Source organism: Mycobacteroides chelonae (genome assembly GCF_016767715.1).
GTDB classification, from domain to species: Bacteria; Actinomycetota; Actinomycetes; order Mycobacteriales; family Mycobacteriaceae; genus Mycobacterium; species Mycobacterium gwanakae.
On record NZ_CP050145.1, the window covers coordinates 3,498,668 to 3,523,085 of the forward strand.

Consider the following 24,418-nt stretch of genomic DNA (forward strand, 5'->3'; position numbering starts at 1 on the left):
CGCCGGCCGTCCCGCCAGAGGCATGTCCGAGGTTCTGAAAACACTCCAGCGGAAACTTCGAGACAACGCACTCGGGAGGCCTGGCAAGCAGCTAAGGCCGCGGCCATAGTCGTAGCGCTGGCTGTCGTCAACGGCGGTCGAAACATTCTCCACGCGGCTTTGAAGGTAGGAAGCCGAAGATAATCGGCATCAAGGATCCTATGTAGGGCAAGACCGCTAGGAGGGCTATCCATCCTGAAAAATCGGCGTCGTGGAGCCTGCGGACCGTCAGTGCCCAGGCCGGAATGGCCCATACCAGAACGAATCCTATGAGCACGGCTATGTACAGACGCCCGAGCGCACTGTCCGTGCCGAGGGCCACTCCACACACGAGGAGGCTGGCGGCCACGGTTTGTGCCAGCAGGACCCACCAGTACTCGCTGCGAGACGCGCGGCCAGAAAAGCGGGCGTAACTACGGAAGAACCGAGTTATCGCCTGGCCAAATGTTGCCCCATACAAAGGGAGCGTCAAATCACATGGATCGGTCGCGCCGAGGGGTTTGGAGACTTCCTGGCGATTCGTCTTGGACGGCGACGGTTCGGCGTGTGTCATCGGTGCCTCTGTTGATTAGTCGGGTTCGGTGGGACTACATGCCTTCGTGGCGGAATGAGAATCGGCCGCTCGAAGGCCTCGGTTCTCACCTTGGCCGTTTCCGCCACTTCATGCCCTCGAACGGGTTCCATGACCTGCTGCCCTTTATCTGGTCAAGGTAATAGGAGTAGTCCGCCGTCATCATCAGCACTCCCCCAAGTCCAGCGCTGGCGGCCTGATACATCGTCTCGGACGCATCGACCGCGAGCAGAACGGTGCCGATCGCCAACGTGAGTATCAGGACAGTGAAGCCCTTGCGCCACATACCCTTAACGAAGAAGTAGATGGGACCGAAGAAGAACGCCAATATATTGCAGCCGAGCATTACCCTGGCACCGAAAGGTAGAGCCTTATAGGCCGCGTCAGATTCGGGTGTAGAGCCTGGGCGACCGTACTGGCCATAGAAATCAAACCGCCACTGCCAAACCGAAACCGACTCGGCAGGATCATCAGTCTGATTCATGTAAACACCCTCGGGCGCGCCCAGTTTTCCGTCGACTACCGCGGACACTAGTTGCAGTCACACATGCTCTCCAACGGAGATTACTAGAGTCGAAGTCGGGCTACTTATGTCGAAGTACTGATGTGCAGGGGCCTCGGCCCTGATCAGGGAATCTGTCAAAGCGATAAGCTCATCCAGTTTTGCACCGTCAAACCGCCAAATAATAGCTTGCCGCCCGAACTCGATGTCGGCCGCACCATTTTGTCGCACCACTTGGTTTACCATTCCTCCGCCATCGAACGTGGCGTTACCGGATTCTCGCGCGGAACGCAATGCGGATTCTAATATGCGTAGGCCATCTTGGTCTCCAGATACAAGAGTCGCCTCGTCTCCGAAATAACTATAAGGGCCGATATTTATTACAGTCATCATCCACCTATTTTCGAGGGCAGATCACCTATCGGAATATTTTGCCATGGGGATTTTGGCATATTGTGGGGGTTGTAGTCCCAGTGTTGATTGTGGTACTTATCAGCAGGAGCAAATCGCCACTCACCGCCCTTTTCATCCCACAGACTCTGCCCACCTTTCGCTTGTTCACTAGGGCGGCTGGCTGGTCCGGGCGTCACCTCTCCTTCGACGGGCGGGTTTACCCCCTCCGGCGGTAAGCCCCGACTCGGTGATTCGCCAGCGGCACCTGGAGAAGAACCCGTGCTAGGAGAAGACCGGACGCCAGGAGGCGTTATCACCACGCCCAGTTCTTCAAGCCTGCCCTTAAGCACATCATGCAGGGCGTCAAGTGCAGATTTTCGTTTGTGGAGTGCGTCTTCTGCCTTGCGGAGGTTACCGTCCTGGAGGACGCATGCATCATAGGCGCCGCTTTCGTTCGGCAGCAGAAAGGGGCGTGCCGTGCACTGGCGGTTATAGCTTGCTACCGCCTCATCGTGCGCAGCTACATCGCGATTGTAGTTACTCGTGTCTGCCTGCAGTTGGTCCCACTGCGTCAGCGCTTCCTCCTTGGTCAAGGGCTCCGGTTGGATCGGGTCGGGCGCTGGTTCCTGCTTGAAGTCGACCGGTGATTCCGCAGGTTGACTGCGAGTCGGACCACTTGTCGAAGTGGACCGCCCCGCCATCTCTGCCGGCGCCTGCCCGGATTGCAGATCCACCGGCTGCGCAGCGGACGGATCCAAGCTGCTCATCGAGTTCACCGCGCCCGACAGCTGGGATACGCCGCTGGCGACCTGCCCGACACCCTCAGCGCCCTTAGACACGGTGTCGTTGAGTTGCGTAAATTGCTCGGTTTGCGGTTTGAGCTGTGGGTTAGCATCGCCGACCGCTTGGGCGACTTGATCGGCTTGTCCCTGAGCGGTTTTCACGATCTGACTGCCCGCATTGATAGCGTCCGCAGTGCCCTGAATGCCTTGCGAAACCCCCTGCACCAAGGTGATGGCATCTTGCGGGTTCACCGCTCCGGATTGCGCCGACGAGGCCAGCGAAGCACCAGCCTGCGCGGCCGACCCGAAGCCTTGAGCGGCCTGCCCCGACGACTGCCCGATCTGCTGACCGGACTGCACATAGGTCTGCACATCACCCGGAAGACCCTGCACCGCTTGGGATGCATCCTGACCAAGCGCCTGCGTATCCGGCCCCTGCTCCTGCTCGTCCTGCTTACGACGCCGCGTCGACGCCGCACCGAGTAGCAACGAGGCCAGGTCGGTGTTCTGCGACTGATCGTCGCGGTCGTCCTGCTCGTCCTTGTCGTCCTTCTTCTTGTCCTTCGACGGGAACTTCGTCGACTGCTGCTGTTTCTGGTTCCGCTTTCCCTGTTGCAGCTGTTTAGTCAGATCATCAATGCGCTGCCGATCCTGACCGGGCTGCTGCTGCTTCTCCTGCAGCTGACGCGTTAGATCCTCGATCTTCTGCTGATCCGGCTGATCCGGTGACTGGCTCGGCTGCTGCCTCGCATCTTGTTGCGGCGGCTGCGGCGGTTGTTGCGCTGGCTGCTGCACACCCTGATTTGATTGGCCGCCTTGCGATCCCGGATTGGCCTGCCCGCCGTTGAAATCCGGATTCGGCTTACCCGGTCCTTGGGTATACGGCGTCGCGTTCTGATAATCCGGCATCTGAGTACCGTGCGCGGGCTGATCCCACCCCTGCTGAGACCCCTGCTGCCCACTAGACCCGTTCACACCGTTATTGCTGACCGAAGGCGCCTGAGTGTTATAGATACTGATGCCGCTGTTCTGATCCAACGGCGCCTGATTGATACCGCCCTGATAGTCCGGCATCTGCGGCCCACCCTGACTCGGCGGCTGAAACATCTGCCCACCCCCAGGCGGACCATCACTACCACCAGGACCACCACAATCCGGCGGACACGCCGCCCGCGCCTGCGGAACCGTCGCCGGACTAAACCACCCCAAACCCAAACCACTTGCCGAAAACATCAACACCGCAACAACACCCGCAGTCGCAGCCGCCTTCTGCGAAGCATCCGTGGCCCACTTCCACAGACCCACAAGGCCTTTCCACCACCCCAGATTCGAACCGATCCCCCACACCTACGTGCCCGCAATCGCCGCCACCGCAGGAAACACGTCCGGGCCCGTGATCCACACATACAACCGCGGAGCAATCCCAGCCGTCAGCAGCACCAAACCCAAACCACCGCCGATGAGTGCGGCCACTAGGCCCGGATGCCACAAACCTTCCGGTGCGCGGCGCTTGCCGGCGCTGCGGTCGCGTTCGATGAGCAGACCTGAATCCGTGAGAGCTTTCTTGGCCAGGCCGGTCACATACCGGCCGCCGGTGAACAGCGCGGCACCAGCGACCACCGCCGCCAGCATCTGCCCAACCCCCAGCAAGAGCGACCACTGACTCTCACCGGTCAGGTGCTGCCACCAGATGGCGTACCCACCACGGAACGTCCACCACATACCCAACGCACCAACGATTACCGCAGCGGCCGCCATGACAGCGAGCAGTGGCTCAGACAGGCGCCCTTTCACTGCGTCAGATAGCGCGGCCGCTACCGGCCTGACGCCCCACATCGCAAGCTTGACCCCACCACCAAGCGCAGTCATAGCCAGCAGCAGCAGTCCGGCCCAGCCAATCAACTCGGTGGCACTATCACCGCTGCGGTACAGGTGGTGCAACGCAGCCACCGCACCAACCACCAGAACACCCCCAACAGCGAAAGCCGCCAGCCGGTGCCCGAGGTCAGATCCAGCAGTGCGCCCGGGTTCAAGATCACGCACCGGCAACTTCTGTATGGTTTCATCGGAACGAGCCTTGTCGCGGGCTACCGCCACCGCTGCCAGCTGTTCAGTTGACTCACCATTCCCCGCCACATCGCCTCCGTCGAATCAGCGCAAACCCCTCGAGGACACGACACTACGCCCGTTCGCTCGCCACTGTCCACGCGGGTAGCAAATATCACGCTTCACGCAGAGACATGCCGATGCGCGAGAAGGACTCAGCAGCGGCAAACGCGTAACCATGGAGGAGAGCGAGCCGTCTGGCAACAGCCTCCCGCAGTTTCAACTGACGTATCGAGATTCTGCATCCGTCCGCGGTCAACACTTCGTCGCCAAAGCCTTTGGACAGCGGCTGGCGCGTTAGTGGCGGCCGTATCCTCGTGCCCTGTGCCCCAGCTGGCACCGAAATCTGCCTATCCAGCGCATGCGTGGATGAGACCTCCCCCTGAATAAGAAGCAGGCCAGGGAGCATTTTCCCTGGCCTGCTTCTTTACCCAAAGTGCTTCACAGCATGCAGGAGACGCAGCCCTCGACCTCGGTGCCTTCCAGCGCCATCTGCCGTAGCCGGATGTAGTACAGCGTCTTAATTCCCTTGCGCCAGGCGTAGATCTGCGCCTTGTTCACGTCACGCGTGCTGGCGGTGTCCTTGAAGAACAGTGTCAGCGACAAGCCCTGGTCCACATGCTGGGTGGCCGCGGCATAGGTGTCGATGATCTTCTCGTAACCGATCTCGTACGCGTCCTGGTAGTACTCCAGGTTGTCGTTCGTCAGGTACGGCGCCGGGTAGTACGCCCGGCCGATCTTGCCTTCCTTACGGATCTCGATCTTCGAGGCCACCGGGTGGATCGACGACGTCGAGTGGTTGATGTAGGAGATCGATCCAGTCGGCGGCACCGCCTGCAGGTTCTGGTTGTAGATGCCGTGCTGCTGCACTGACTCCTTCAACCGCCGCCAATCATCCTGTGTCGGAATGCGAATGCCGGCATCGGCGAAGAGCTGGCGCACCTTCTCGGTGGCCGGTTCCCACACCTGATCGGTGTACTTGTCGAAGAACTCACCGCTGGCGTACTTCGACTTCTCGAAGCCACCGAAGCTTCTGCCCCGCTCGACGGCAATGCGATTCGATGCCTTCAGCGCGTGGTACAGCACCGTGTAGAAGTAGATGTTGGTGAAGTCCACACCCTCTTCGGAGCCGTAGAAGATGCGCTCGCGCGCCAGGTAGCCGTGCAGGTTCATCTGCCCCAGGCCAATGGCGTGAGAATCATTGTTGCCCTGCTCGATTGAGGGCACCGACCAGATGTGCGTCTGATCCGACACCGCGGTCAGCGCCCGGATCGACACCTCGATGGTCTGCGCGAAGTCCGGTGAGTCCATCGTCTTGGCGATGTTCAGCGAGCCCAGGTTGCACGAAATGTCCTTGCCCACCTTGGCGTAGGACAGATCGTCGTTGAACAGCGAGGGCGTCGACACCTGCAGGATCTCCGAGCACAGGTTCGAGTGGGTGATCTTGCCTTCGATCGGGTTGGCCCGGTTCACGGTGTCCTCGTACATGATGTACGGGTAACCCGACTCGAACTGCAGCTCGGCGAGGGTCTGGAAGAATTCGCGCGCCTTGATCTTCGTCTTGCGAATCTGGCCGTTATCGACCATCTCGTAATACTTTTCGGTGACGTTGATGTCGGCGAACGGCACCCCGTAGGTGCGCTCGACGTCGTAGGGCGAGAACAGGTACATGTCCTCGTTCTTCTTGGCCAGCTCGAAGGTGATGTCCGGGATCACCACACCCAGCGAGAGCGTCTTGATGCGGATCTTCTCGTCGGCGTTCTCGCGCTTGGTGTCCAGGAAGCGGTAGATGTCCGGGTGGTGCGCGTGCAAGTACACCGCACCGGCACCCTGGCGGGCACCGAGCTGATTGGCATAGGAGAACGAGTCCTCCAACAGCTTCATGATCGGGATGACGCCCGAGCTCTGGTTCTCGATGTTCTTGATCGGTGCACCATGCTCACGAATGTTGGTGAGCAGCAAGGCCACACCGCCACCGCGCTTGGACAGCTGCAGCGCCGAGTTGATGGAACGCCCGATGGACTCCATGTTGTCCTCGATGCGCAGCAGGAAGCAGGACACCGGCTCGCCGCGCTGCTTCTTGCCCGAGTTGAGGAATGTCGGGGTTGCCGGCTGGAAGCGTCCGTCGATGATCTCGTCGACGAGCTTCTCGGCCAGTTGCAGATCACCGGAGGCCAGCGTCAGCGCGACCATGACCACGCGATCCTCAAAGCGCTCCAGGTAGCGCTTTCCATCAAAGGTCTTCAGCGTGTAGGAGGTGTAGTACTTGAACGCGCCGAGGAAGGTCGGGAACCGGAACTTCTTGGCGTAGGCCCGATCCAGGAGCGACTTCACAAAGTTGCGTGAGTACTGGTCGAGCACCTCGCGCTCGTAGTACTCCTTCTCGATCAGGTAGTCGAGCTTCTCGTCCTGATTGTGGAAGAAGACCGTGTTCTGGTTGACGTGCTGCAGGAAGTACTGCCGAGCCGCGGCGGCGTCCTTGTCGAACTGGATCTTGCCGTCGGCGTCATACAGATTGAGCATGGCGTTGAGGGCGTGATAGTCCAGCTCGCCGTGAGCCGAGCCGTGCGCAGAGGTCACAGGTTCTGCAGTTGTCGCGGTTGGCGCCACGGTGTGTCCTTCCAGAATTCGTCGAGTCCAGCCAGCACCTGCTGCACGTCTTCAGCGGTGCCCATGAGTTCAAAGCGGTACAGATATGGCACGTCACACTTGGCTGAGATGACCTTGCCCGCGTAGCAGTACTCCGCGCCGAAATTGGTGTTGCCGGCCGCGATGACCCCGCGGATCAAAGACCGGTTGTGTTCGTTGTTGAGGAACTTGATGACTTGCTTGGGGACGTATCCCGCGGCCTGACCGGGCACCGGGTGCCCGCCGCCGTAGGTCGGCAGGATCAGGACATAGGGGTCGTCAACCTGGATATCGCCACGCAGCGGGATCCGGGTGGCGGGAACACCCAGCTTCTGAACGAAGCGGTGGGTGTTCTCCGACACGCTGGAGAAATAGACCAGATGGGCCATGCCCGGCTCCCGTACTACTTACTACTTATTTAGGCAGAGACTGCGACTGCGCCCGCGAGCGCCTTGATGCGGTCCGGGCGGAAACCCGACCAGTGATCGTCACCGGCCACCACCACGGGCGCCTGCAGGTAGCCGAGTGCCATCACGTAATCGCGCGCCTCGGGGACCTCGGTGATGTCCACGACGTTGTACTCGATGCCCTGCTTGTCGAGGGCCTTGTACGTCGCGTTGCACTGTACGCACGCGGGCTTGGTGTAGACGGTGATGCTCATGCGTAGCTCCTCAGCGAATCGATCGTAGACATCTCAACAAAGTTTTCAGCAGTCCAGCACCCGGGAAAATTCCACGCCGCCCGTGGTGGCTGAGCGCCGGGATCGGCCAGAAGATCTGGCGAAAATCCGGGCCGGGCGGCCCGGAGTGGTTCCCGGCCTTTCGGTGTTCCAGACACTACACCTAGTGTCCGACAATCGGAACCCATACAAGATGTTCTGAACAACATTCGTGAAATTCCCTGGTCGTGAGACCTGACACCCCTGAAATTCCGGCGTGTCGTAACCAGGGCGTGTCCGGGCCCTCCGAGATGGCTGGAACATATGTGGTGTCTACCACCGGGCACCGACACCGGCTAGCAGATCGCTCACCGCCGGGCAAACCTTTTCGCCTGGCGAGTCTGTGGAAACTGTGAAGTTCTGTGGACGAATCTGGGGACAGATCGCGATCTAGCGCAAGAGTCCCACGTCGGCGGCGGCCCCGCCCGCAGAAGTGGTACCCCGGTACCCGGTCGGATCGGACACCGATATGTTCGCCGGACCGGAGCGTCCTCGGCCGCGTTCCGCAGCTTCAGGACCTGGCGGGCACGCACCCTAAGCTGCCACGCATGGAACCGAGCCCCCGCAGAGTGTTCATGGCCAGCGCAGTCGGGTCGGCCATCGAGTTCTACGACTTCTATATCTACGGAACGGCGGCCGCGCTCGTCTTCCCCGCGGTCTTCTTCCCGAATCTCAGCCATTCTCTGGCGCTCTTCGCCTCCATCGCCACCTTCAGCACCGCGTTTCTGGCACGCCCCCTCGGTGCCGCGCTGTTCGGTCACTACGGAGACCGCTTCAGCCGCAAGGGCACCCTGGTGGTCACCCTGATCACCATGGGACTCGCCACCATGGCGGTAGGCCTGGTTCCCGGCGCCGCCTCGATCGGGGCCGCCGCACCCACGGCCATCGTTTTACTGCGCCTCGTGCAGGGCCTCGCGGTCGGCGGCGAATGGAGCGGGGCGGCACTGCTGTCCTCCGAATACTCGCCAAGCCGCGATCGTGGCCGCGCCGCGACCGCTGTGCCGATTGGCAGCTCGACAGGGCTATTGCTCAGCAGCCTGGTGTTCCTCGTCGTCAGTGTCACCGTCGGGGAAGACAGCCCCGCATTCCTGTCGTGGGGATGGCGCATACCCTTCATCGCCAGCGGGCTCCTGGTGGCCGTCGGCCTGTACATCCGGCTCCACGTCGCCGAGACACCCGAATTCGTGAACGCGAAGGCTCAAAACAAGCTGGTCAAATCACCTCTGCGGCATGTGCTTACGGAGAGCCCTCGCACGCTGGCGCTCACCTGCGGGACGATGCTGATCATTTTCACGCTGTCCTTCATGACCAACACCTACTTCCCTGGATTCGCCCGATCCGAGTTGCATTTCTCCCGCGCGGCCATCCTGACCGCGGGCGCGCTCGGGGCGGTGGTGCTCATGGCGTCCGCCGCGGTCGGCGGAATCCTCAGCGACCGATTTGGCCGGCGGCGGGTGATATTGACCGGCATGGGGCTGATACTTCCGTGGACGTTACTGGTCACTCCCCTGTTGAGCAGCGGACCGTTTTGGACCTACCTCACCGCGATGGCGATCACCTACGTGCTGTTCGGCCTCGCCTTCGGGCCGATGGCGAGCTTCCTTCCGGAGTCCTATCCCGTGGGCACCCGCTACAGCGGCACCGGCGTGGCGTTCAACGTGGCCGGCGTCTTCGGAGGCGCCATCCCACCGTTGATCGCGGGCCCGCTGCAGAACGCTCTGGGCAACTGGGCTGTCGGGCTGATGCTGCTGGCGATTTGTGCGATCAGCGTCGCGTCCGTCTCCGCGATGAAAGAAACCTGGGCCGGATCCAGAAGCTGAATCGTCTACGGGCCGAAGACAAAGGCGGTCATGCCCGGCACGGCGCCGGGCATGACCGCCAGTGGTGCCTTTGCGAATTAATCGTTGACGGACGTCAATGCGTCCAGGGCCTTGGTCAGCTCGGCGACCGTCTCGGCGTGCTCCCGCGGATGCTTGCCGTCGAAGGCCGAGGACGGCACGGCCACCTTGATGTCGTCAAGGACATTGGCGGTCGCGATGGACGCCACCTTCCGGGTGTCGTCAATCGCCCAGATACCGCCGTACCTTCCGGCCGACGTTCCGATCACCACGGTGGGCTTGCCCTTGAACACGCTGCTGCCGAACGGACGGGACAGCCAGTCGAGCGCGTTCTTCAGCGCACTGGAGACGGTGCCGTTGTTCTCGGGGCTGACCAGCAGGACCGCATCGGCATCGGCCACAGCGGCACGCAACGACTCCACGGATGCGGGCGCGTTGTCGCCGTCGATGTCCTCGTTGTAATGCGGTAGGTCGGCCAGGCCCTCGAAGATATTGACGCTCACACCGGCCGGCGCACTCTCAGCGGCGGCCTCGGCGAGCTGCCGATTGAGCGATGCCTTACGCAGGCTTCCGACGATTGCCAGCACGTTCTTCTCTGCCATGTTGCTCACCTTTCATCAGAGCGGCGCGTTTGTCGCACCTACATCCTGCTTCTCTGTCACCTTTTACAATACGGACCGTGGTCCGTTTGATTCCCAACGGCTAGTATTGAGGCGTTATGCCTGGTCAAGAAATACCCCTGCTTTCTGTCGACCTTGCGCAGAATCCCACCCGGGAGCGTGCCGTCGCCACTCGCAACCGGGTTCGCCTGCTGGAAGCCGCACGTCAGATCCTGGACGAGGTCGGCCCGGAGAGCATGTCCATGGATGCCGTCGCCAACGCGGCGGGCGTTGGCAAGGGAACCCTCTTTCGCCGATTCGGCAGCCGCACCGGGCTGCTGCTGGCCCTGCTGGACCACGAAGAACACATCGAGCAGCAGGCTTTCATGTTCGGGCCACCGCCGCTGGGACCGGATGCGCCCCCACTGACCCGGCTCATCGCGTTCGGGCGCGCCCGACTCGCCTTCCTGGAACGGCACCTCGACCTCGCGCGCGCCACCACTGCCGACGCCGACGCCTGGCACAAAGCACCGCCGACCATGCTCGTCCGCACACATATCCGGTCACTGCTGGCCCAGCTCGAATGCACCGGCGATCTCGACGCACAGACCCACGCCCTGATGTCGATCATCGATCCCGGCTACGTGCACTTCGCCACCGTCTCCAACGGCCAGTCATTAGCTCAGCTCGGCGACGCGTGGCAGGACCTGGTGTGCAAGGTGTGCGCACGCTGATCCGGCGTTCTACAGTCGGGCAATGAGCACCCTTCGCGAAGAGATCCGGTCCGCCCTCGACGTCTCCCCCACGATCGATCCGGCTGCCGAGGTGTCGCGACGGGTGGGATTCCTCAAGGACTATCTAAGGGCCAGCGGGACAGCGGGATTCGTGCTCGGCATCTCTGGTGGACAGGACAGCGCCCTGACCGGGCGGCTGTGCCAGCTGGCGGCGCAGGAGTCACGACTGGAAGGGGTTCAGGCAGAGTTCATCGCCGTCCGCCTGCCCTACGGGGTGCAGGCCGACGAGCACGATGCCCAAGTGGCCCTGAGGTTTATCGACCCCGACCGCTCCATCGTCATCAACGTCAAGGACGCCTCTGACGCGGTTTCCAGTGCGGTCGCCGACGCCCTGGGCGAGACGCCATCTGACTTCGTCCGCGGCAACATCAAGGCCCGCGAACGCATGGTCGCCCAGTACGCCGTCGCCGGTCAGCATCGGCACCTCGTGGTCGGTACCGACCACGCCGCCGAGGCGGTCACGGGGTTCTTCACCAAGTTCGGCGATGGCGGCGTCGATGTCACCCCGCTCACCGGGCTCACCAAACGCCAAGGTGCGCAGATTCTTTCCCACCTCGGCGCGCCGGAAAGCATCTCCCACAAGGTGCCCACCGCCGATCTGGAAGATGACCGGCCCGCACTGCCCGACGAGGTCGCGCTCGGCGTCACCTACGCGCAGATCGACGACTACCTGGAAGGCAAGGCGGTCACCGTCGAGGCCGCCGACCGCATCGAGCGCTGGTACCTGCAGACCCGGCACAAGCGCACCGTCCCGGTCACCCCGTTCGACCGCTGGTGGCGTTAGGAATCTGACGGCGGCTGATTCGATCCCGCCTTCTGCAGTCCGGGCCGCAGCGCGTTCGTGAAGGCGAGATTCACGAGCCGCATCGCCACGCTGTAGGGCCACCACAACGTGCGCTTGAACAGATACAGCGCCCGGATATCGATCCCGGTGTAGACGAGATAGCGGTTGCGGCGGACACCCTGCAGAATCCGTTCGGCCACCTTCTCCGGGGAGGTCGCATGCCCCACGAATCGGTTCACCCATTTACTGACGTCGGGGTTGTCACGGTCCACTCCCGCGATGTCGACGGTGCGCACCAACGGGGTGTTGACCGCCCCAGGGACAACCACCGTGACGCCGATCTTGTACCGAGCCAGATCGAAGCGCAGCACCTCCGAGACGCCCCGCAGTCCGTACTTGCTGGCGCTGTAGGCGGCATGCCATGGCAGGGCCACCAGCCCGGCCGCCGACGACACATTCACGATCTGGCCGCCGTTGCGGGCCTTGATCATCGCGGGGACGAAGCTTTCGATGACGTGGATGGGCCCCATCAGGTTGATATCGACCACCGAACGCCACTGCTGATGCGACAGCCGGTCCACCGATCCCCACACCGAAATGCCCGCGATGTTGAGTAGGACATCCATGCTCGGGTGGGTCGCCAGGATGTCGGCCGCGAAGGCGGACACCGCGTCGTAGTCGGAGATATCGAGCGCCCGGTAGGCGCTGACCTTCCCTCCGGCGGCATTGATCTCCGCGACGACGGACTCCAACCCGTCGGCGGCGCGATCGGTCAAAAACAGCTCGGCGCCCTCGCGCCCCAGACGCAGCGCAGTGGCCCGTCCGATCCCGCTAGCGGCCCCGGTGACGAAGCATCGCTTACCGGTGAATTCGTATGCCATCACTGAACCGTACCGGCCATCGATCTTGAATTTCTGCGCGGTCCAATAGCAAACGGTACCTTCGGAATATGACGATTGATGACACGCAATCTCGCCGCAGTTGGTTACCTTGGGCAACTACAATTGCAGTAGTGCTGATGGCCACGACGGCCTGCGCAGGAGGCTCGCACCCCCGGTCTGAAGCACCCCAGGAAGGCGGCTACCCCGCCACCGCGGCGCCCACCTACACACAACTCCCGGCGGCCCCGCTCCGCGACTCGATGCAACAGGCCCCGCAGCACGGACCGCCGATCGATGCCAAACGCGACATCGTCAAGACCGGGACCATGACCATCACCGTCTCCAGCCCGTCCGAGGCCGCCGACAAAGCGGCCGGCCTGGCCGAATCGGCCAACGGCCGGGTGGAGAGCCGTTCGGAAGACGCCGGATCAGGATCGGCTCGCGCGCACACCTCGATCGTCCTGCGTATCCCCGCCGCCAAGCTCGACGGCGTTCTTCGTGAACTCAAGGAGCTGGGCAAAGTCAAGTCCGCCGACACCAAGAGCGATGACGTGACCGCCCAGCGAGTGGACCTGGATGCCAGAATCGCCGCCCTGCAGACCTCCGTCGACAGGCTGCTGGTCATCATGCGGGACTCCAAGGACACCGAAGCTCTGATCCAAGCCGAGACCGAGTTGTCCAAGCGTCAGGCGGACCTCGACAGCCTGCGCGCGCAGCGCAATCAACTCGGGGAACAGGTCGCCTACAGCTCGGTCACCGTGACATTCCTGGCCGAAGAAGTCGGCCTCCCACCCACACCACCCAAGTACCAGGGATTCTTCGGACAGATCGAGCGCGGCTGGGACGGGCTCGTGTCGGCGGGCAACAGCGTGCTGCTGCTCTTCGGACTACTCCTGCCCTGGCTCGGTGCGCTTACCGTTCTGGGCGCGATCGGCTACGGCGTTCGCCGCGCGGTACTACAGCGCCGATCAGAGACGGCGCAGTCAGCGCCCCAAAAGGCTGACACGCCATAGGGTCTCGATAACCCCGAGCGCCCGTGCTGGGTCCACGTTGCGGCCGACAAACGAACTGTCACCCGACACGGTCGACGCGGTCAGCGCTACCAGTGATCGCACCAACGCGGGCAGGTCATCCGAGATTGGCTGGGCACCACGCTCATTCACCTCGATCTCGGCGATCTTGATGATCTTCTCGATAACGACATCGGTGAGGTCGTCGAGCAGACCCGCGATCGTCGGATCGGTGATCCGTGCCTCCTGGCACGCCTTCATCAACGGGTCGTTGTGCGCGAAAGACGCGGCGGCACTGCCCACCATGCGGTTGGCGAACTGTTCGGGCGTCTCTTTCTCACCACGCGGCGCGAAGTAGTCGGTGAGCTCGTCAAGTTCGGCGAACGCGTCGCCCACCATCTGCGCCAGCACCGAGTACTTGCTGTCGAAGTAGAAATAGAACCCCGACCTGCCGACGCCCGCCCGCTCGCTGATGGCGCTGACCGAGAGGTCGGCAAAGCTGTGGTTTTCCGCGATGAGCTCGGCGACAGCCGTCATGATCGCGTCCCGCTGGCGATCGCCACGGGTCTGCGTGCCACTGCGCGCTGGACTGACCACCTGCACAGTTTGCACTGAAATACCGTATGAACAGAACTTGACACCCGTCAAGTCCTGTGGCGAAGATGATCTGGAGCACACCGATGTGCTCGTCGCGAGCGAAGGAGCCACGCCCCATGGCGACGATCAGCAGCACCGATTACCTCATCGACCAGGCCAAACGACGTCTTCCCACCATGAACACCCTTCCGGGGATGGCATACGTCGAGAATTACCTCAACAATCGCGACTGGCCACTGAGCGAGCTGGCTCCGCCGCCACCCGGAAGCGGTCTGAAGCCGGTGATGGGCGACCAGGGCTTGCCGATGCTCGGGCACATGATCGAGATGTTCCGCGGCGGCATCGACTGGGTACTCAACATGTACCAGGAGCGCGGCCCCGTCAGCTGGTCACAGACACCCATCGGCAAGATCGTCGCAGCGCTGGGTCCCGACGCCACCCAGGCGGTATTCAGCAACGCGAACAAAGACTTCTCCCAACAGGGCTGGGTTCCGGTCATCGGACCGTTCTTCAGCCGCGGACTGATGCTGCTGGACTTCCAGGAGCACCGCGAACACCGCCTGATCATGCAGCAGGCGTTCCTGCGCAGCCGCCTGGCCGGCTACGTGGAACAGATCGACTCGGTCGCGAACGAGATCGTCGCCCAATGGCCAACCAACGACAGCAGATTCCTGTTCTACCCGGCCATCAAGGAACTCACCCTCGATGTCGCGTCGGTGGTGTTCATGGGCAATGAGCCGCATTCACAACACGAGCGGCTCGAGAAGGTCAACAAGGCGTTCGTGGCGACCACCCGCGCCGGCGGCGCGATCTTCCGCTTCGGTCTGCCCCCGTTCAAATGGTGGCAGGGCTTGCAGGGGCGCAAGCTGCTCGAGGAGTACTTTGCCGAGCGGGTCAGCATTGCGCGCCAAAAAGAGTCGGGCGCAGACATGTTGACGGCGCTGTGTCACGCCGAGACTGATGAGGGCGATGCCTTCACAGACACCGACATCGTCAACCACATGATCTTCCTGATGATGGCCGCGCACGACACCACGACGTCGACCACCACCACCATGGCTTATTACCTGGCCGCGAATCCCGAATGGCAAGAACGGGTTCGGGAAGAGTCGGACCGTCTCGGCGACGGACCGCTGGACATCGACTCGCTGGAGAAGCTGGAGAGCCTCGACCTGGTGATGAACGAGGCGCTGCGCCTTGTGACGCCGCTGCCGTTCAACATCCGGTCGGCGGTGCGCGATACCGACCTACTCGGGTTCCACATACCGGCCGGAACCATGATCAACATCTGGCCAGGCATGAACCACCGGCTCCCCGAGCTGTGGACCGATCCGGACACGTTCGACCCCGACCGTTTCGCCGAACCCCGCAACGAGCACAAGCGGCACCGGTACGCGTTCTCACCGTTCGGTGGGGGTGCGCACAAGTGCATCGGCATGGTGTTCGGCCAGCTGGAGATCAAGGCCGTCATGCACCGGCTGTTGCGCCGGTACCGGTTTGAGCTGGCCCATCCCAACTACGAAGCCAAGTGGGACTACGCCGGTATGCCGCTGCCGATCGACGGCATGCCCATCGTCCTGCGGCCCTTGCACTGATCCGAAGGGGCGTCAGCAGGCCAGACGATTGGCACATGCGGTGACCGCCCTGAGCGATGACGCGATGGCATCATGCGCGCGTCCCATCGCCCAGGCGGTGCTGGCGCCGTTGGTGCCGTGCACAAAGGTGAAGGTCTGATCGCCGTCCCGCAGCTGGTGGAAGCTGAGCGTCTCCATCTGTATCCCGCGTTCGGACAGCATGGCGGTCAGCGCGGCCATGGGCCCGCACGCGGCGGCCGTGGACGATTCGATGCGCTCACCGATGGCGAGCGTCGCTTGGTAGATGCCGTCATTCTCGGACCACTGGCCCAGCCGCAGCGAGCCTGCGTTGCGCTCATAGGTCTGGCAGAACGAGGTCCAGGACATCTCGCCTGCCTCTTCGCGCAGGCCGCGTGGCAGTGGGACGCCGAAGCGGTCTGTGAACGGGTCGGTCCGCGGGGGAATTGTTGTTGAGGAGTGCATGTGCCGGTCTTTCATCCGAAAGGGAAAGTGACCGACAGGTAGTAGCTTCGACCCACAGCGAGGGGTCGGTCTGGATCAGACCCCGCTGCGGGTTGCTACTACGAGTTGACGCTGCACGAGAAGTAACACTAGACGTGGCGTCTGATTAGCGCAAATACTTTCCCAGGACCAGCATCGACCGTTCGTGATCGGGGTCCGGTGCATCATCGACAAGAGCGTGCAGGCGCTCGGTGATGGTGTCTCCGTCCAAATGCGTACCGATGAGCACGAGATTGGCTCCCGATGCCAGCCCCGCCCGCTTGGGTGCCTTATCGATGCTGATGTGATCCCCCACGGTGTGCACGGCGAGCGTGCTGTCACCGAGCCGCACCAACCCTTTGATGCGGTACACACCGGCGGGCTGACTGTCGAGAAACTCGATGAGCCGCCGCGGATGCAAAGACTGCTCGGTGGCGAACTCCACCGTTTCGTAGTGGTGGTGGGCGTGCTGATGATGGCCGTGGTCCTCCCGGATGAGGTCCTCCAGCGAGAGCTGACCGATCGGTGCCGGGCGCTCCTTCTTGTCGAACAGCAGCCGGGGGTCGACATCGGCTCCGGTGGTCTCGACGATCGACGCGCGCGGGTTGCGTTCCTTGACGACGGCGCGCAGGTGAGTGCGGTCGCCGGCATCGGCCAGGTCAATCTTGTTGAGGACCACAAGATCTGCCAATGACAGGTGCTGCGCGATCTCCGGGTGCCGCACCGCGACATCTTCGTACTGGGCGGTGTCGATGACTGTGACGAGTCCCCCGTACCCGATCCGGTTATCGTCGGCGGCCGCGGCGAGCACCATGCGCACCAAAGGCAACGGCTCGGCCAGGCCGCTCGCCTCGATCACGATGGCATCGATGTCGCGACCGGCGAGCACGGTCAGCATGCCGCCCAATTCGTCATCGTCGGCGGTGCAGCACAGACACCCGTTGGACATCGTCATGGTCGAGTCAACCTGACCGGCGACCAGCATGGCGTCGATGTTGATGGCGCCGAAGTCGTTGACCACCACACCTATTCGCACACCCAACGTATTGCGCAACAGGTTGTTCAGCAGCGTCGTCTTACCGGCGCCCAGGAAACCCGAGACAATGGTGACCGGGATCAAGCGATGTTCTCGACAATTCTCCGCACGGTGCCAGTCTAGGTTTTGTCGACAGCGGCGCGAATATCGGCCGCCTGGATGTCCACCGTCTGCGGGCCGTTGCCCGTGACGAGGCCGATCTCGTTGCCCGAGAGCAGGATCAGCGAGGTAGGAATGGGCGCGGTGGTCACCGTGAAACCGGCCTCGCGCAGCCCCTCGTCCACGAAGTACTCCAGACGTGTCGGGCCGGGTGGGATGTGTACGTACCCCTGGTCGAGCATGCCGGTCTCACCCTCTCTGCCCACCGTCGTGACCTCGGCCGAGGAGAAGACGTTGTCTTCGACGGTGTAGACGGCGCCGTCGGCGTTCACCCGCAGGTTCGTAGAGGTCAGGGCAATCGGCGCGTGACAGATCAACGAGATGTACACGCCGTTCTCCCGGGCGGTGTGCAATACCTCGCCGAGCCACGCGTTCTTGTGGAAATCGACCATCGGAGCGTGCCCGCCCGGGGCATGGATGAAATCGAAGTCGGCGAGGCTGAAGGGCTCCGATGGGTCTCGGTGCCTGCCGATCAGCTCGGAGAGCGACAGATACGGCCGCGGCGCCAAAGCATCCACCCGGCGCACCACCTCCGGGCGGAACGCGCGCACCTCCGCGTCCGTTGAGGGCAGCGGTTCGGTGATCGGGAGCCGGCCCAGATGGCGCTCCAGCAGCTGCAATTCACGCTCGCGGCGCTCGACAAGATCGGCATGCTCGCGGCGGTATGCGTCGATATCGAAATCGGGAGCCGAGAACGCCGCGACCGAGCTCGCATAGACCTCGGTCATCCGGTCGGTCGCGTGCCACGGTAGCGAGAAGCCGTTGACGTCGATCTGGGGCGGTGCACCGTCCGGGGTGGCCAGCGTGAACTCGTAGTCACCCTCGAATTCGGCCAGCACCTGCGCCAGCTCCACGTGGAAGAACCCGATCGGGATCTGCGGCGTCGACGGCGGTGAGCTGAGCGGCAGCGCACGCGCGGACGACAAGATGATCAGGGCACGGCGCTTGGCCGTCGTATCAGTCATTGAGGACAGAATTCCTAGTTGATGGTGGAGATGATGCCGCCGTTGACAAAGATGGTCTGTGCGGTTGTCCACCCCGATTCGGGAAGAACCAGCAATCGGGCCACGGGCAGGATGTCGTCACCGCGCCCGATCTTGCCGTTGATGCTCATCGACTGCAGCCAGGCGATGTTGTCATCGGACTCGGCCGGGTAGAAGAAGCTCGTCTGCAGCGGGCCCGGTGCGATGCAGTTGACGGTGATCCCGCGCCCGCCAACCTCTTTGGCCAGTGCCTTGGTGAAATGCTCAACGGGTGCCTTGGATCCGGCGTAAGCACTGTACGTGGGCGCCAGCGCACCGACCATCGTGGTGACGAAGCTCAGGATCCGGCCGTCGTCGGCCATGCGGCGCGCCGCCTCCCGCATCATGAAGAACACCGTCTTGGCGTTGGTGTTGAAGACCCCGTCGTATTCCTCTTCGGTGATATCCGCCAAGGGTTTCCGCACAATCATTCCCGCGGTGTTGATCAGGATGTCCCACCGGCCGAATGCCTCGAAGGCAGCGTCGGCGAGCTTCGTACAGTTCTCCGGGACCGTAAGGTCGGCCTGGAAGCTGACCGCCTCGCCGCCATCCTCCTGAATCTGCCGGACCACCTCGGCCGCCGGTTCCTTCTTGTTATCGCTGCGGTAGTGCACAACGATGCGGGCCCCATCGTGAGCCAACGTCCGGGCCAGCGCCGCGCCCATGTTCGCCGATGCGCCGGTGATGACGGCCACCTTCCCCGCCAACGGCCGCTCGTGCGGTCGATACGGTTGGACTGGATCAATTGTCCCTGGGATCTCGACCATGTCCACTCCTCATAGAAGTCAGCCAGCTACGTCCGGCACGCCCGAGCGTAATGAGATTCCAGGGATCACGGCCAACAAAAGATTGTTGACAGCTAACAAGCACACCTTGTGAGACGGGCCGCGACCGGGAATGACCGAACGATCGGCGGGGTTGCCGATCGTGGACTACGAGAGGAAGAGCATGCCACAGAAGATCATCATCGCCGGTGGTCACGGACAGATCGCCGCACATCTGATCCGTCTGCTCGCGGCGCGCGGCGATACTGCCGTCGCATTGATCCGCAATCCCGACCATGCCGCCGATGTGGAGTCATGGGGTGGACGGCCGCTGGTTCTCGACCTGGAGTCGGCCGCGGTGGGATCGGTCGCGGTGGCCCTCGCGGGGGCGGACGCCGCCGTGTTCGCGGCGGGAGCGGGACCGGGCAGCGGCCCGGCGCGCAAGGACACCGTGGACAGGGCCGCCGCCGTCCTGCTCGCCGAAGCCGCCGAGTACGCACAGGTACGGCGTTTCGTTCAGATCAGCGCGTTCGGCGCCGGCGAGCCCGCACCCACCGAAGGAGACGAATCGTGGATCGCCTACGTGATCGCGAAGACGGCCGCCGAAGAGGACCTTCGGGCACGCGATGGCCTGGACTGGACCATCCTGCGCCCGGGCCTACTCACCGATGAGGAGCCAACCGGCTCAGTCACCCTGTCCGCCAGCAAGATTGGACGCGGATCTGTCACCCGTGCCGATGTCGCGGCAGTAGTCGCCGAGCTGCTTCCCGCGCCGAACACAACGCACGACATCCTCTTCCTCACCGAGGGCAACACCCCCATCGCCACTGCGGTGCATGCGCTCTAGAGCAGAGCGAACAGGCGATCGAGCGCGCGCAGCTGCTCGTCGAAGGGCGTTTCGAGCTTCACCAACAGCGTCGAGATGCCCGCGGCTCGATAGCGGTGCAATCGCTCGCCGATCATCTCGTCGGTGCCCACGAGATTGGTGAGACGACCCAGATCGTCGGGGACGGCGTCGCGGGCTGCATCGCGATCGCCCGCGCGCCACAGTGCTTCGACCGCGCGAACTCCCTCTCCGTATCCGAGCCGGGTGAATGCCTCGTTGTAGAAGTTTCGGCCGGAGGCCCCCATGGCGCCGATGGTGAACGCGTATCCGGCGGCGTGACGCCTGACCGCTGCGGCAGCATCGGTTGCGGTATCAGCGAATTCAAGAGCGACCGGCGCCACCAGATCGATATCGCCCAGCTGCCGCCCGGCCGACACCGCCGCGTCACGGATGGGGCCGAGAAACACCTCGGCGAGTTCCGGGATGAAGGAGTTACCGAGCCAGCCGTCGGCAAGTTCACCGGTGAGCGCCAGGTTGGCCGGACCCATGGCCGCGACATACACGGGCACATTCTGCGGTGCCACCAAGGGCCGCAAGGGTTTTCCAGCGCTCCCCGGTAACGGAAGCCTGTACACCTGTCCCTCGTACTGAAGGCGCTCCCCCCGTGCCACCATCCGGACGATGTCGATGGTCTCCCGCGTGGTCTGCACCGGCTTGGTGAAGCGCACGCCATGCCATCCCTCCATCACCTGTGGCCCGGACGCCCCAACCCCCAGCATGAAGCGCCCGCCGGAGAGCTGCTGGATGCTCAGTGCCGACGTCGCGAGCATTGCCGGTGATCGCGACCCCAGCTGAACGACGAAAGTGCCCAGCCCGATGGTCTCGGTGCGGGCCGCCAGGTAAGCAAGCCCCGTCAGGGCGTCATATCCCCACACCTCGGGCACCCACAGCGAGGCGACGCCCAGCTGCTCTGCGCGCCGCGCAAAGTCGGCAGCACCCGGCAACCGCGGCTCGATCGTCACACCAATACGCATCCGGTCCTCCATCGCATAAGTAGGATCAGCCTATGCGATACCGCGACTGCCCCACTATCGAAGTGTCCCAACGGATGTCGGGCACAGTTGCCGAGGCTTGGGCCCTGGTCACCGATATTGCCTTCCCCACTTACTGCACCGGTGAACTCATCAACGTCCACTGGCTCGACGGCGCCGACGGGGTTGCGGTCGGTGCGCGGTTCAAGGGCACCAATGGCGGAGATGGCAGCCAATGGGAAACCATTTCGGTGATCACCGAAGTCGAGCCCGAGTCCCGCTGGGTGTGGAACGTGCTCTCCGAGGGTGGCACGTATGCGGCGAGTTGGGGTTTCGAGGTCGAGCCGGCAAGCGACGGAATCATCGTCCGGCAGTGGGGACGCCTCGGCCCAGGCCCTTCGGGACTGACGCCCGCCATCGAGGCGATGCCCGACAAGGAGGCACGCATCGTGTCACGCCGCCTGCAGGACTGGCGGGTGGGAATGGAGGCCAACCTCCAGGAGATCGCCGAACGCTTGTCGCGTTAGCCCGTCATATCGTCGGGCTCTGCCCAGCCGATCAGCTCGTCACGGGCACGGGCCACACGGGAGCGGATGGTGCCGATCGCACAGCCGCACACGTCGGCGGTTTCGGCATAGGACAGACCGACCACCTGAGTCAGCACCAATGCTTCGCGTCGGTCATCGTCGAGCGCGGCCAGAAGTGCCTTGAGCTCCACCAACTCCTCGAACCGGTGCGTCGGGCGGCGCAGCGAGGCCTCTTCCAGATCGGCTCCATGCGCAATTCGCGGCCGTGACTTCAGGTGGCGAATATGGTCGGCGACCACCCGGCGTGCGATCGACAGCAGCCAGGTGCGCACTGTCGAGCGTCCGGCGAAGCGTGGGAGGGCGCCGAGTGCCCTCAGGTAGGTCTCCTGAGTGAGATCGTCCGCGACACCGGTATCGGCCAGGTAAGCGACGAATCGCCACACGTCGGCCTGGGTCGCTTTGACCAGAGATTCGAGCGCGGATTGGTCGCCACGACCGGCGGACAGCGCAAGTTCAAGCAGCTGATCGTCGTCGGTGCCGGTGGCCACGACTCCTACTCTATGTCGTAGACGTTCCGAGGTGAACAGCGGGAACTCTTTAACCGGTTCATCCGACCAATATCCCGTGACATATACCGAGGATCGGCCCGAGGCCCGCGAGTCCCAGCCCGACACCGCGTGGGGACGATTCGCACCGATCGTACTGCGTCTGCACTTCTATGCGGGGCTCCTCGTTGGGCCATTCCTTCTGGTCGCAGCGCTCACTGGGCTCGCCTATGCGCTGGTGGGGCAGGTCGACGCCGCCGTGTACCGCCATGAACTCACAGTCGATTCGGTGGGATCCCAGCAGCTGCCACTCTCACAACAGGTGGCGGCGGCCACCGCGACACAACCGGCAGGGACGGTGACGTCCATCCGCCCGCCCGCACGCCCCGATGACTCCACGCGGATCGTCTTCGCCACCGAGGACGTGCCTGCCGACTACTCACGCACCGTGTTCGTCGACCCGTATAACGGCGAGATCCGGGGAACGTTGACCACCTACGGCGAGTGGCTGCCGGTGCGTGCCTGGTTCGACGAACTTCACCGGAATCTGCACCTGGGCGCGTTCGGACGCAACTACAGCGAGCTCGCCGCCAGCTGGTTGTGGGTGGTGGCTCTTGGCGGCCTGTTCCTGTGGATCGGCTACCGCCGCCGCACCGCACGGCTGAGCAGGATCGCACTCCCCGACCGCGATGCCACCCCGCGCCGACGCAGATTGACCTGGCACGGCGCCGTGGGAGTCTGGATAATCGTTGGGCTGCTGGCACTTTCGGTAACAGGGCTCACCTGGTCGCGGTATGCCGGCACCAATATCGGCAACATCACCCAGGCCATCCGGCCGGCGCTGTCCACCGAACTCGATCCGGCGGCCGCCAAGCCCATGACCGGGCATGAACATCATGGCGCCGCCCCGATGCCGACAGGAGAGCCGCTGGCCGGCGTCGACAAGGTGCTGCAGACGGTGCACGAGGCCGGGCTGCGCGGCCCGCTGTGGATGACACCACCGCCGGAGCCCAATACGGCCTGGCTGGTGGCCGAGCGCAAGCGAGATCTCCCCACGCAGCTGGACACCATCACGGTGAACCCATCGAACGGACAGATCACCGGGCGCAGTAACTTCGCTGACTGGTCACTGCTGCAGAAATCGACCGAATGGGCGATCGACGGCCATATGGGCATCCTGTTCGGCATCCCGAATCAGATCCTCGTGGCGCTCATCGTCATTGGGCTGATCACCGTCATAACCCGCGGCTACCTGATGTGGTGGCGCCGACGCCCGACCAGGAGCGGGCGCCTGCCGGTGCCGCCGAAGCGGGGAGGCCTGCTCGCGCTCAAGCCCCTGGAGCTGGTGGCCCTTGCCTTGCTGGTCATCGCGATCGGTTGGTTCACACCGCTGCTGGGAATCTCGTTGGCGGCATTCCTCGCCATCGACCTCGTGTGGGGATTTATGGCCGGCCGTCGCGCCGGAGCCTCAGGCGGCTGAGTTGTCGGCGGAGCGCAGATGCCGCTCCCCGGCTGCCACTTCATCCAGGAACACCGCACGATGCTGGTTGGGCGGTGTACGCCCCGCGCGGTAGTCGCGCAGGACCAGCAGCGCGAAGATCAATCCGAGTAGCACCGGCGAGTGACTGATGATGCGGGCCAGGGTGACCTGGTCGTTGACAGCGTCATTAATGACGTACCCGGTGAGTACGAGCGCGAATGCTCCCAGCACCGTTGCCATTCCGGCCGCGGCGGCCGGACGGACACCGGCGATCACCATGGCCACACCGAGCGCCACCACCCAGGCGGTGGATTCGTTCATGAGGTGTGCTCCGGTCATCGCACCGTGGTGATGCGAGGACACCATCCCGAAGTCGATTCCGGCGACCTGCATACCGGCCACTCCCAGTTGGAGCAGCCCGATGAGCACCAAAGCGCACCGGTTGATGTTGTGACGGGCCCAGTGCGCGTAACGGGCCGTTCGGGTCAGGGGTTCGACAGCAGCGGCAGCCAGGATCTGCCCGGTCAGGTCGTGGGTCGGAGCCGAACGCGCGTAGGCGAACTGACGTTCCAGCCCGCGCGCCAGCCCTAGCCATTCCCGGCAGGACGCACAGGAGAGCACATGCTCATCCAGACGCTTGCGCGCAACGCTTGCCTGCTCACCGTCGACCCACGCCGACAGCTGCTCGCGCACTTCCTGACAGTTCACCCC

Annotated in this window: 23 protein-coding genes and 1 pseudogene; 8 read left to right on the plus strand and 16 right to left on the minus strand. The window is 63.4% G+C overall.

Going from position 1 to position 24,418, the window contains the following annotated elements; genetic code table 11:
- Positions 1–127 precede the first annotated feature (127 nt).
- From HBA99_RS17285 to HBA99_RS17310, 6 genes and pseudogenes are all read right to left on the minus strand, one after another.
- A complete protein-coding gene (locus tag HBA99_RS17285) occupies positions 128–592 on the minus strand; it encodes a DUF805 domain-containing protein (protein WP_070950779.1) in 465 nt (154 codons plus the stop codon).
- An 85-nt stretch (positions 593–677) separates the two neighbouring features.
- The gene (locus HBA99_RS17290; protein WP_070933473.1) at positions 678–1,094 is read right to left on the minus strand and encodes a DUF2628 domain-containing protein; all 417 of its coding nucleotides are present in this window, start codon (positions 1,092–1,094) and stop codon (positions 678–680) included.
- A gap of 1,007 nt (positions 1,095–2,101) precedes the next feature.
- Positions 2,102–4,423, minus strand: a pseudogene (locus HBA99_RS17295) (hypothetical protein); the annotation flags it as partial.
- A gap of 411 nt (positions 4,424–4,834) precedes the next feature.
- Positions 4,835–6,916 carry a class 1b ribonucleoside-diphosphate reductase subunit alpha gene (nrdE, locus tag HBA99_RS17300; protein ID WP_232785716.1) on the minus strand — a complete coding sequence of 694 codons (2,082 nt, stop codon included), beginning with the start codon at positions 6,914–6,916 and terminating at the stop codon, positions 4,835–4,837.
- Between the two features lie 53 nt (positions 6,917–6,969).
- Positions 6,970–7,410 carry a class Ib ribonucleoside-diphosphate reductase assembly flavoprotein NrdI gene (nrdI, locus tag HBA99_RS17305; RefSeq protein ID WP_030097076.1) on the minus strand — a complete coding sequence of 147 codons (441 nt, stop codon included), beginning with the start codon at positions 7,408–7,410 and terminating at the stop codon, positions 6,970–6,972.
- A 29-nt stretch (positions 7,411–7,439) separates the two neighbouring features.
- On the minus strand, positions 7,440–7,682 hold the full coding sequence (locus HBA99_RS17310; protein ID WP_005056596.1) for a redoxin NrdH: 243 nt from the start codon (positions 7,680–7,682) through the stop codon (positions 7,440–7,442).
- A 605-nt stretch (positions 7,683–8,287) separates the two neighbouring features.
- Here HBA99_RS17310 and HBA99_RS17315 point away from each other — a divergent pair.
- Entirely contained in the window at positions 8,288–9,559 is a 1,272-nt protein-coding gene (locus HBA99_RS17315) for an MFS transporter (protein ID WP_070950777.1), read from the plus strand.
- Positions 9,560–9,636: 77 nt separating this feature from the next.
- On the opposite strand, the gene HBA99_RS17320 is transcribed toward HBA99_RS17315, so the two are convergent.
- The gene (locus HBA99_RS17320; protein ID WP_030097074.1) at positions 9,637–10,164 is read right to left on the minus strand and encodes an NAD(P)H-dependent oxidoreductase; all 528 of its coding nucleotides are present in this window, start codon (positions 10,162–10,164) and stop codon (positions 9,637–9,639) included.
- Positions 10,165–10,295: 131 nt separating this feature from the next.
- Between HBA99_RS17320 and HBA99_RS17325 the strand changes: the two genes are divergently transcribed.
- Positions 10,296–10,910 carry a TetR/AcrR family transcriptional regulator gene (locus HBA99_RS17325; protein ID WP_030097073.1) on the plus strand — a complete coding sequence of 205 codons (615 nt, stop codon included), beginning with the start codon at positions 10,296–10,298 and terminating at the stop codon, positions 10,908–10,910.
- Positions 10,911–10,932: 22 nt separating this feature from the next.
- Positions 10,933–11,754, plus strand: coding sequence for an ammonia-dependent NAD(+) synthetase (gene nadE / locus HBA99_RS17330; protein ID WP_057967723.1), 822 nt, complete (start codon positions 10,933–10,935; stop codon positions 11,752–11,754).
- On the opposite strand, the gene HBA99_RS17335 is transcribed toward nadE, so the two are convergent.
- Positions 11,751–12,635 (minus strand): SDR family oxidoreductase, encoded by an 885-nt coding sequence (locus HBA99_RS17335; RefSeq protein WP_070933469.1) that lies wholly within the window; start codon positions 12,633–12,635, stop codon positions 11,751–11,753. The two genes, nadE and HBA99_RS17335, sit on opposite strands and share 4 nt — an antisense overlap.
- A 137-nt stretch (positions 12,636–12,772) precedes the next feature.
- Here HBA99_RS17335 and HBA99_RS17340 point away from each other — a divergent pair, with 137 nt between their 5' ends.
- Complete coding sequence (locus HBA99_RS17340) at positions 12,773–13,648, plus strand: DUF4349 domain-containing protein (RefSeq protein ID WP_057964273.1); 876 nt, start codon at positions 12,773–12,775, stop codon at positions 13,646–13,648.
- Here the strand turns inward: HBA99_RS17340 and HBA99_RS17345 are convergent.
- Entirely contained in the window at positions 13,619–14,242 is a 624-nt protein-coding gene (locus tag HBA99_RS17345; protein ID WP_030097069.1) for a TetR/AcrR family transcriptional regulator, read from the minus strand. The genes HBA99_RS17340 and HBA99_RS17345 overlap by 30 nt on opposite strands.
- A gap of 116 nt (positions 14,243–14,358) precedes the next feature.
- On the opposite strand from HBA99_RS17345, the gene HBA99_RS17350 reads away from it, so the two are divergent.
- Positions 14,359–15,837, plus strand: coding sequence for a cytochrome P450 (locus HBA99_RS17350; protein WP_030097068.1), 1,479 nt, complete (start codon positions 14,359–14,361; stop codon positions 15,835–15,837).
- A 12-nt stretch (positions 15,838–15,849) separates the two neighbouring features.
- Here HBA99_RS17350 and HBA99_RS17355 read toward each other — a convergent pair whose 3' ends face one another.
- The 4 genes from HBA99_RS17355 to HBA99_RS17370 all read right to left on the minus strand — a co-directional run bounded on the left by HBA99_RS17355 (position 15,850) and on the right by HBA99_RS17370 (position 19,301).
- A complete protein-coding gene (locus HBA99_RS17355; protein WP_070922447.1) occupies positions 15,850–16,299 on the minus strand; it encodes a 2-isopropylmalate synthase in 450 nt (149 codons plus the stop codon).
- 145 nt (positions 16,300–16,444) lie between these two features.
- Positions 16,445–17,437 carry a CobW family GTP-binding protein gene (locus HBA99_RS17360; RefSeq protein ID WP_070922446.1) on the minus strand — a complete coding sequence of 331 codons (993 nt, stop codon included), beginning with the start codon at positions 17,435–17,437 and terminating at the stop codon, positions 16,445–16,447.
- A 35-nt stretch (positions 17,438–17,472) separates the two neighbouring features.
- A complete protein-coding gene (locus HBA99_RS17365; RefSeq protein ID WP_234798083.1) occupies positions 17,473–18,477 on the minus strand; it encodes a type 1 glutamine amidotransferase family protein in 1,005 nt (334 codons plus the stop codon).
- Positions 18,478–18,491: 14 nt separating this feature from the next.
- A complete protein-coding gene (locus tag HBA99_RS17370; protein ID WP_070919273.1) occupies positions 18,492–19,301 on the minus strand; it encodes an SDR family oxidoreductase in 810 nt (269 codons plus the stop codon).
- Positions 19,302–19,482: 181 nt separating this feature from the next.
- On the opposite strand from HBA99_RS17370, the gene HBA99_RS17375 reads away from it, so the two are divergent.
- The gene (locus HBA99_RS17375) at positions 19,483–20,145 is read left to right on the plus strand and encodes an NAD(P)H-binding protein (RefSeq protein ID WP_070922488.1); all 663 of its coding nucleotides are present in this window, start codon (positions 19,483–19,485) and stop codon (positions 20,143–20,145) included.
- Here the strand turns inward: HBA99_RS17375 and HBA99_RS17380 are convergent.
- A complete protein-coding gene (locus tag HBA99_RS17380; protein ID WP_070922445.1) occupies positions 20,142–21,158 on the minus strand; it encodes an LLM class flavin-dependent oxidoreductase in 1,017 nt (338 codons plus the stop codon). The two genes, HBA99_RS17375 and HBA99_RS17380, sit on opposite strands and share 4 nt — an antisense overlap.
- Positions 21,159–21,190: 32 nt before the next feature.
- Between HBA99_RS17380 and HBA99_RS17385 the strand changes: the two genes are divergently transcribed.
- Positions 21,191–21,682, plus strand: a complete 492-nt coding sequence (locus HBA99_RS17385; protein WP_070922444.1) for an SRPBCC family protein — start codon at positions 21,191–21,193, stop codon at positions 21,680–21,682.
- On the opposite strand, the gene sigC is transcribed toward HBA99_RS17385, so the two are convergent.
- Entirely contained in the window at positions 21,679–22,230 is a 552-nt protein-coding gene (sigC, locus tag HBA99_RS17390; protein WP_030097060.1) for an RNA polymerase sigma factor SigC, read from the minus strand. The genes HBA99_RS17385 and sigC overlap by 4 nt on opposite strands.
- Before the next feature lie 76 nt (positions 22,231–22,306).
- On the opposite strand from sigC, the gene HBA99_RS17395 reads away from it, so the two are divergent.
- On the plus strand, positions 22,307–23,707 hold the full coding sequence (locus HBA99_RS17395) for a PepSY-associated TM helix domain-containing protein (RefSeq protein ID WP_070933191.1): 1,401 nt from the start codon (positions 22,307–22,309) through the stop codon (positions 23,705–23,707).
- Here the strand turns inward: HBA99_RS17395 and HBA99_RS17400 are convergent.
- A complete protein-coding gene (locus tag HBA99_RS17400) occupies positions 23,696–24,415 on the minus strand; it encodes a DUF2275 domain-containing protein (protein WP_030097058.1) in 720 nt (239 codons plus the stop codon). The genes HBA99_RS17395 and HBA99_RS17400 overlap by 12 nt on opposite strands.
- Positions 24,416–24,418 lie beyond the last annotated feature (3 nt).

Coding starts and splice junctions, on each gene's coding strand:
- HBA99_RS17285 (WP_070950779.1), bottom strand. CDS start 592: ATGACACACGCCGAACCGTCGCCGTCCAAGACGAATCGCCAGGAAGTC.
- HBA99_RS17290 (WP_070933473.1), bottom strand. CDS start 1,094: ATGAATCAGACTGATGATCCTGCCGAGTCGGTTTCGGTTTGGCAGTGG.
- nrdE (WP_232785716.1), bottom strand. CDS start 6,916: ATGCTCAATCTGTATGACGCCGACGGCAAGATCCAGTTCGACAAGGAC.
- nrdI (WP_030097076.1), bottom strand. CDS start 7,410: ATGGCCCATCTGGTCTATTTCTCCAGCGTGTCGGAGAACACCCACCGC.
- HBA99_RS17310 (WP_005056596.1), bottom strand. CDS start 7,682: ATGAGCATCACCGTCTACACCAAGCCCGCGTGCGTACAGTGCAACGCG.
- HBA99_RS17315 (WP_070950777.1), top strand. CDS start 8,288: ATGGAACCGAGCCCCCGCAGAGTGTTCATGGCCAGCGCAGTCGGGTCG.
- HBA99_RS17325 (WP_030097073.1), top strand. CDS start 10,296: ATGCCTGGTCAAGAAATACCCCTGCTTTCTGTCGACCTTGCGCAGAAT.
- nadE (WP_057967723.1), top strand. CDS start 10,933: ATGAGCACCCTTCGCGAAGAGATCCGGTCCGCCCTCGACGTCTCCCCC.
- HBA99_RS17335 (WP_070933469.1), bottom strand. CDS start 12,635: ATGGCATACGAATTCACCGGTAAGCGATGCTTCGTCACCGGGGCCGCT.
- HBA99_RS17340 (WP_057964273.1), top strand. CDS start 12,773: ATGGCCACGACGGCCTGCGCAGGAGGCTCGCACCCCCGGTCTGAAGCA.
- HBA99_RS17350 (WP_030097068.1), top strand. CDS start 14,359: ATGGCGACGATCAGCAGCACCGATTACCTCATCGACCAGGCCAAACGA.
- HBA99_RS17355 (WP_070922447.1), bottom strand. CDS start 16,299: ATGCACTCCTCAACAACAATTCCCCCGCGGACCGACCCGTTCACAGAC.
- HBA99_RS17365 (WP_234798083.1), bottom strand. CDS start 18,477: ATGACTGATACGACGGCCAAGCGCCGTGCCCTGATCATCTTGTCGTCC.
- HBA99_RS17370 (WP_070919273.1), bottom strand. CDS start 19,301: ATGGTCGAGATCCCAGGGACAATTGATCCAGTCCAACCGTATCGACCG.
- HBA99_RS17375 (WP_070922488.1), top strand. CDS start 19,483: ATGCCACAGAAGATCATCATCGCCGGTGGTCACGGACAGATCGCCGCA.
- HBA99_RS17380 (WP_070922445.1), bottom strand. CDS start 21,158: ATGCGTATTGGTGTGACGATCGAGCCGCGGTTGCCGGGTGCTGCCGAC.
- HBA99_RS17385 (WP_070922444.1), top strand. CDS start 21,191: ATGCGATACCGCGACTGCCCCACTATCGAAGTGTCCCAACGGATGTCG.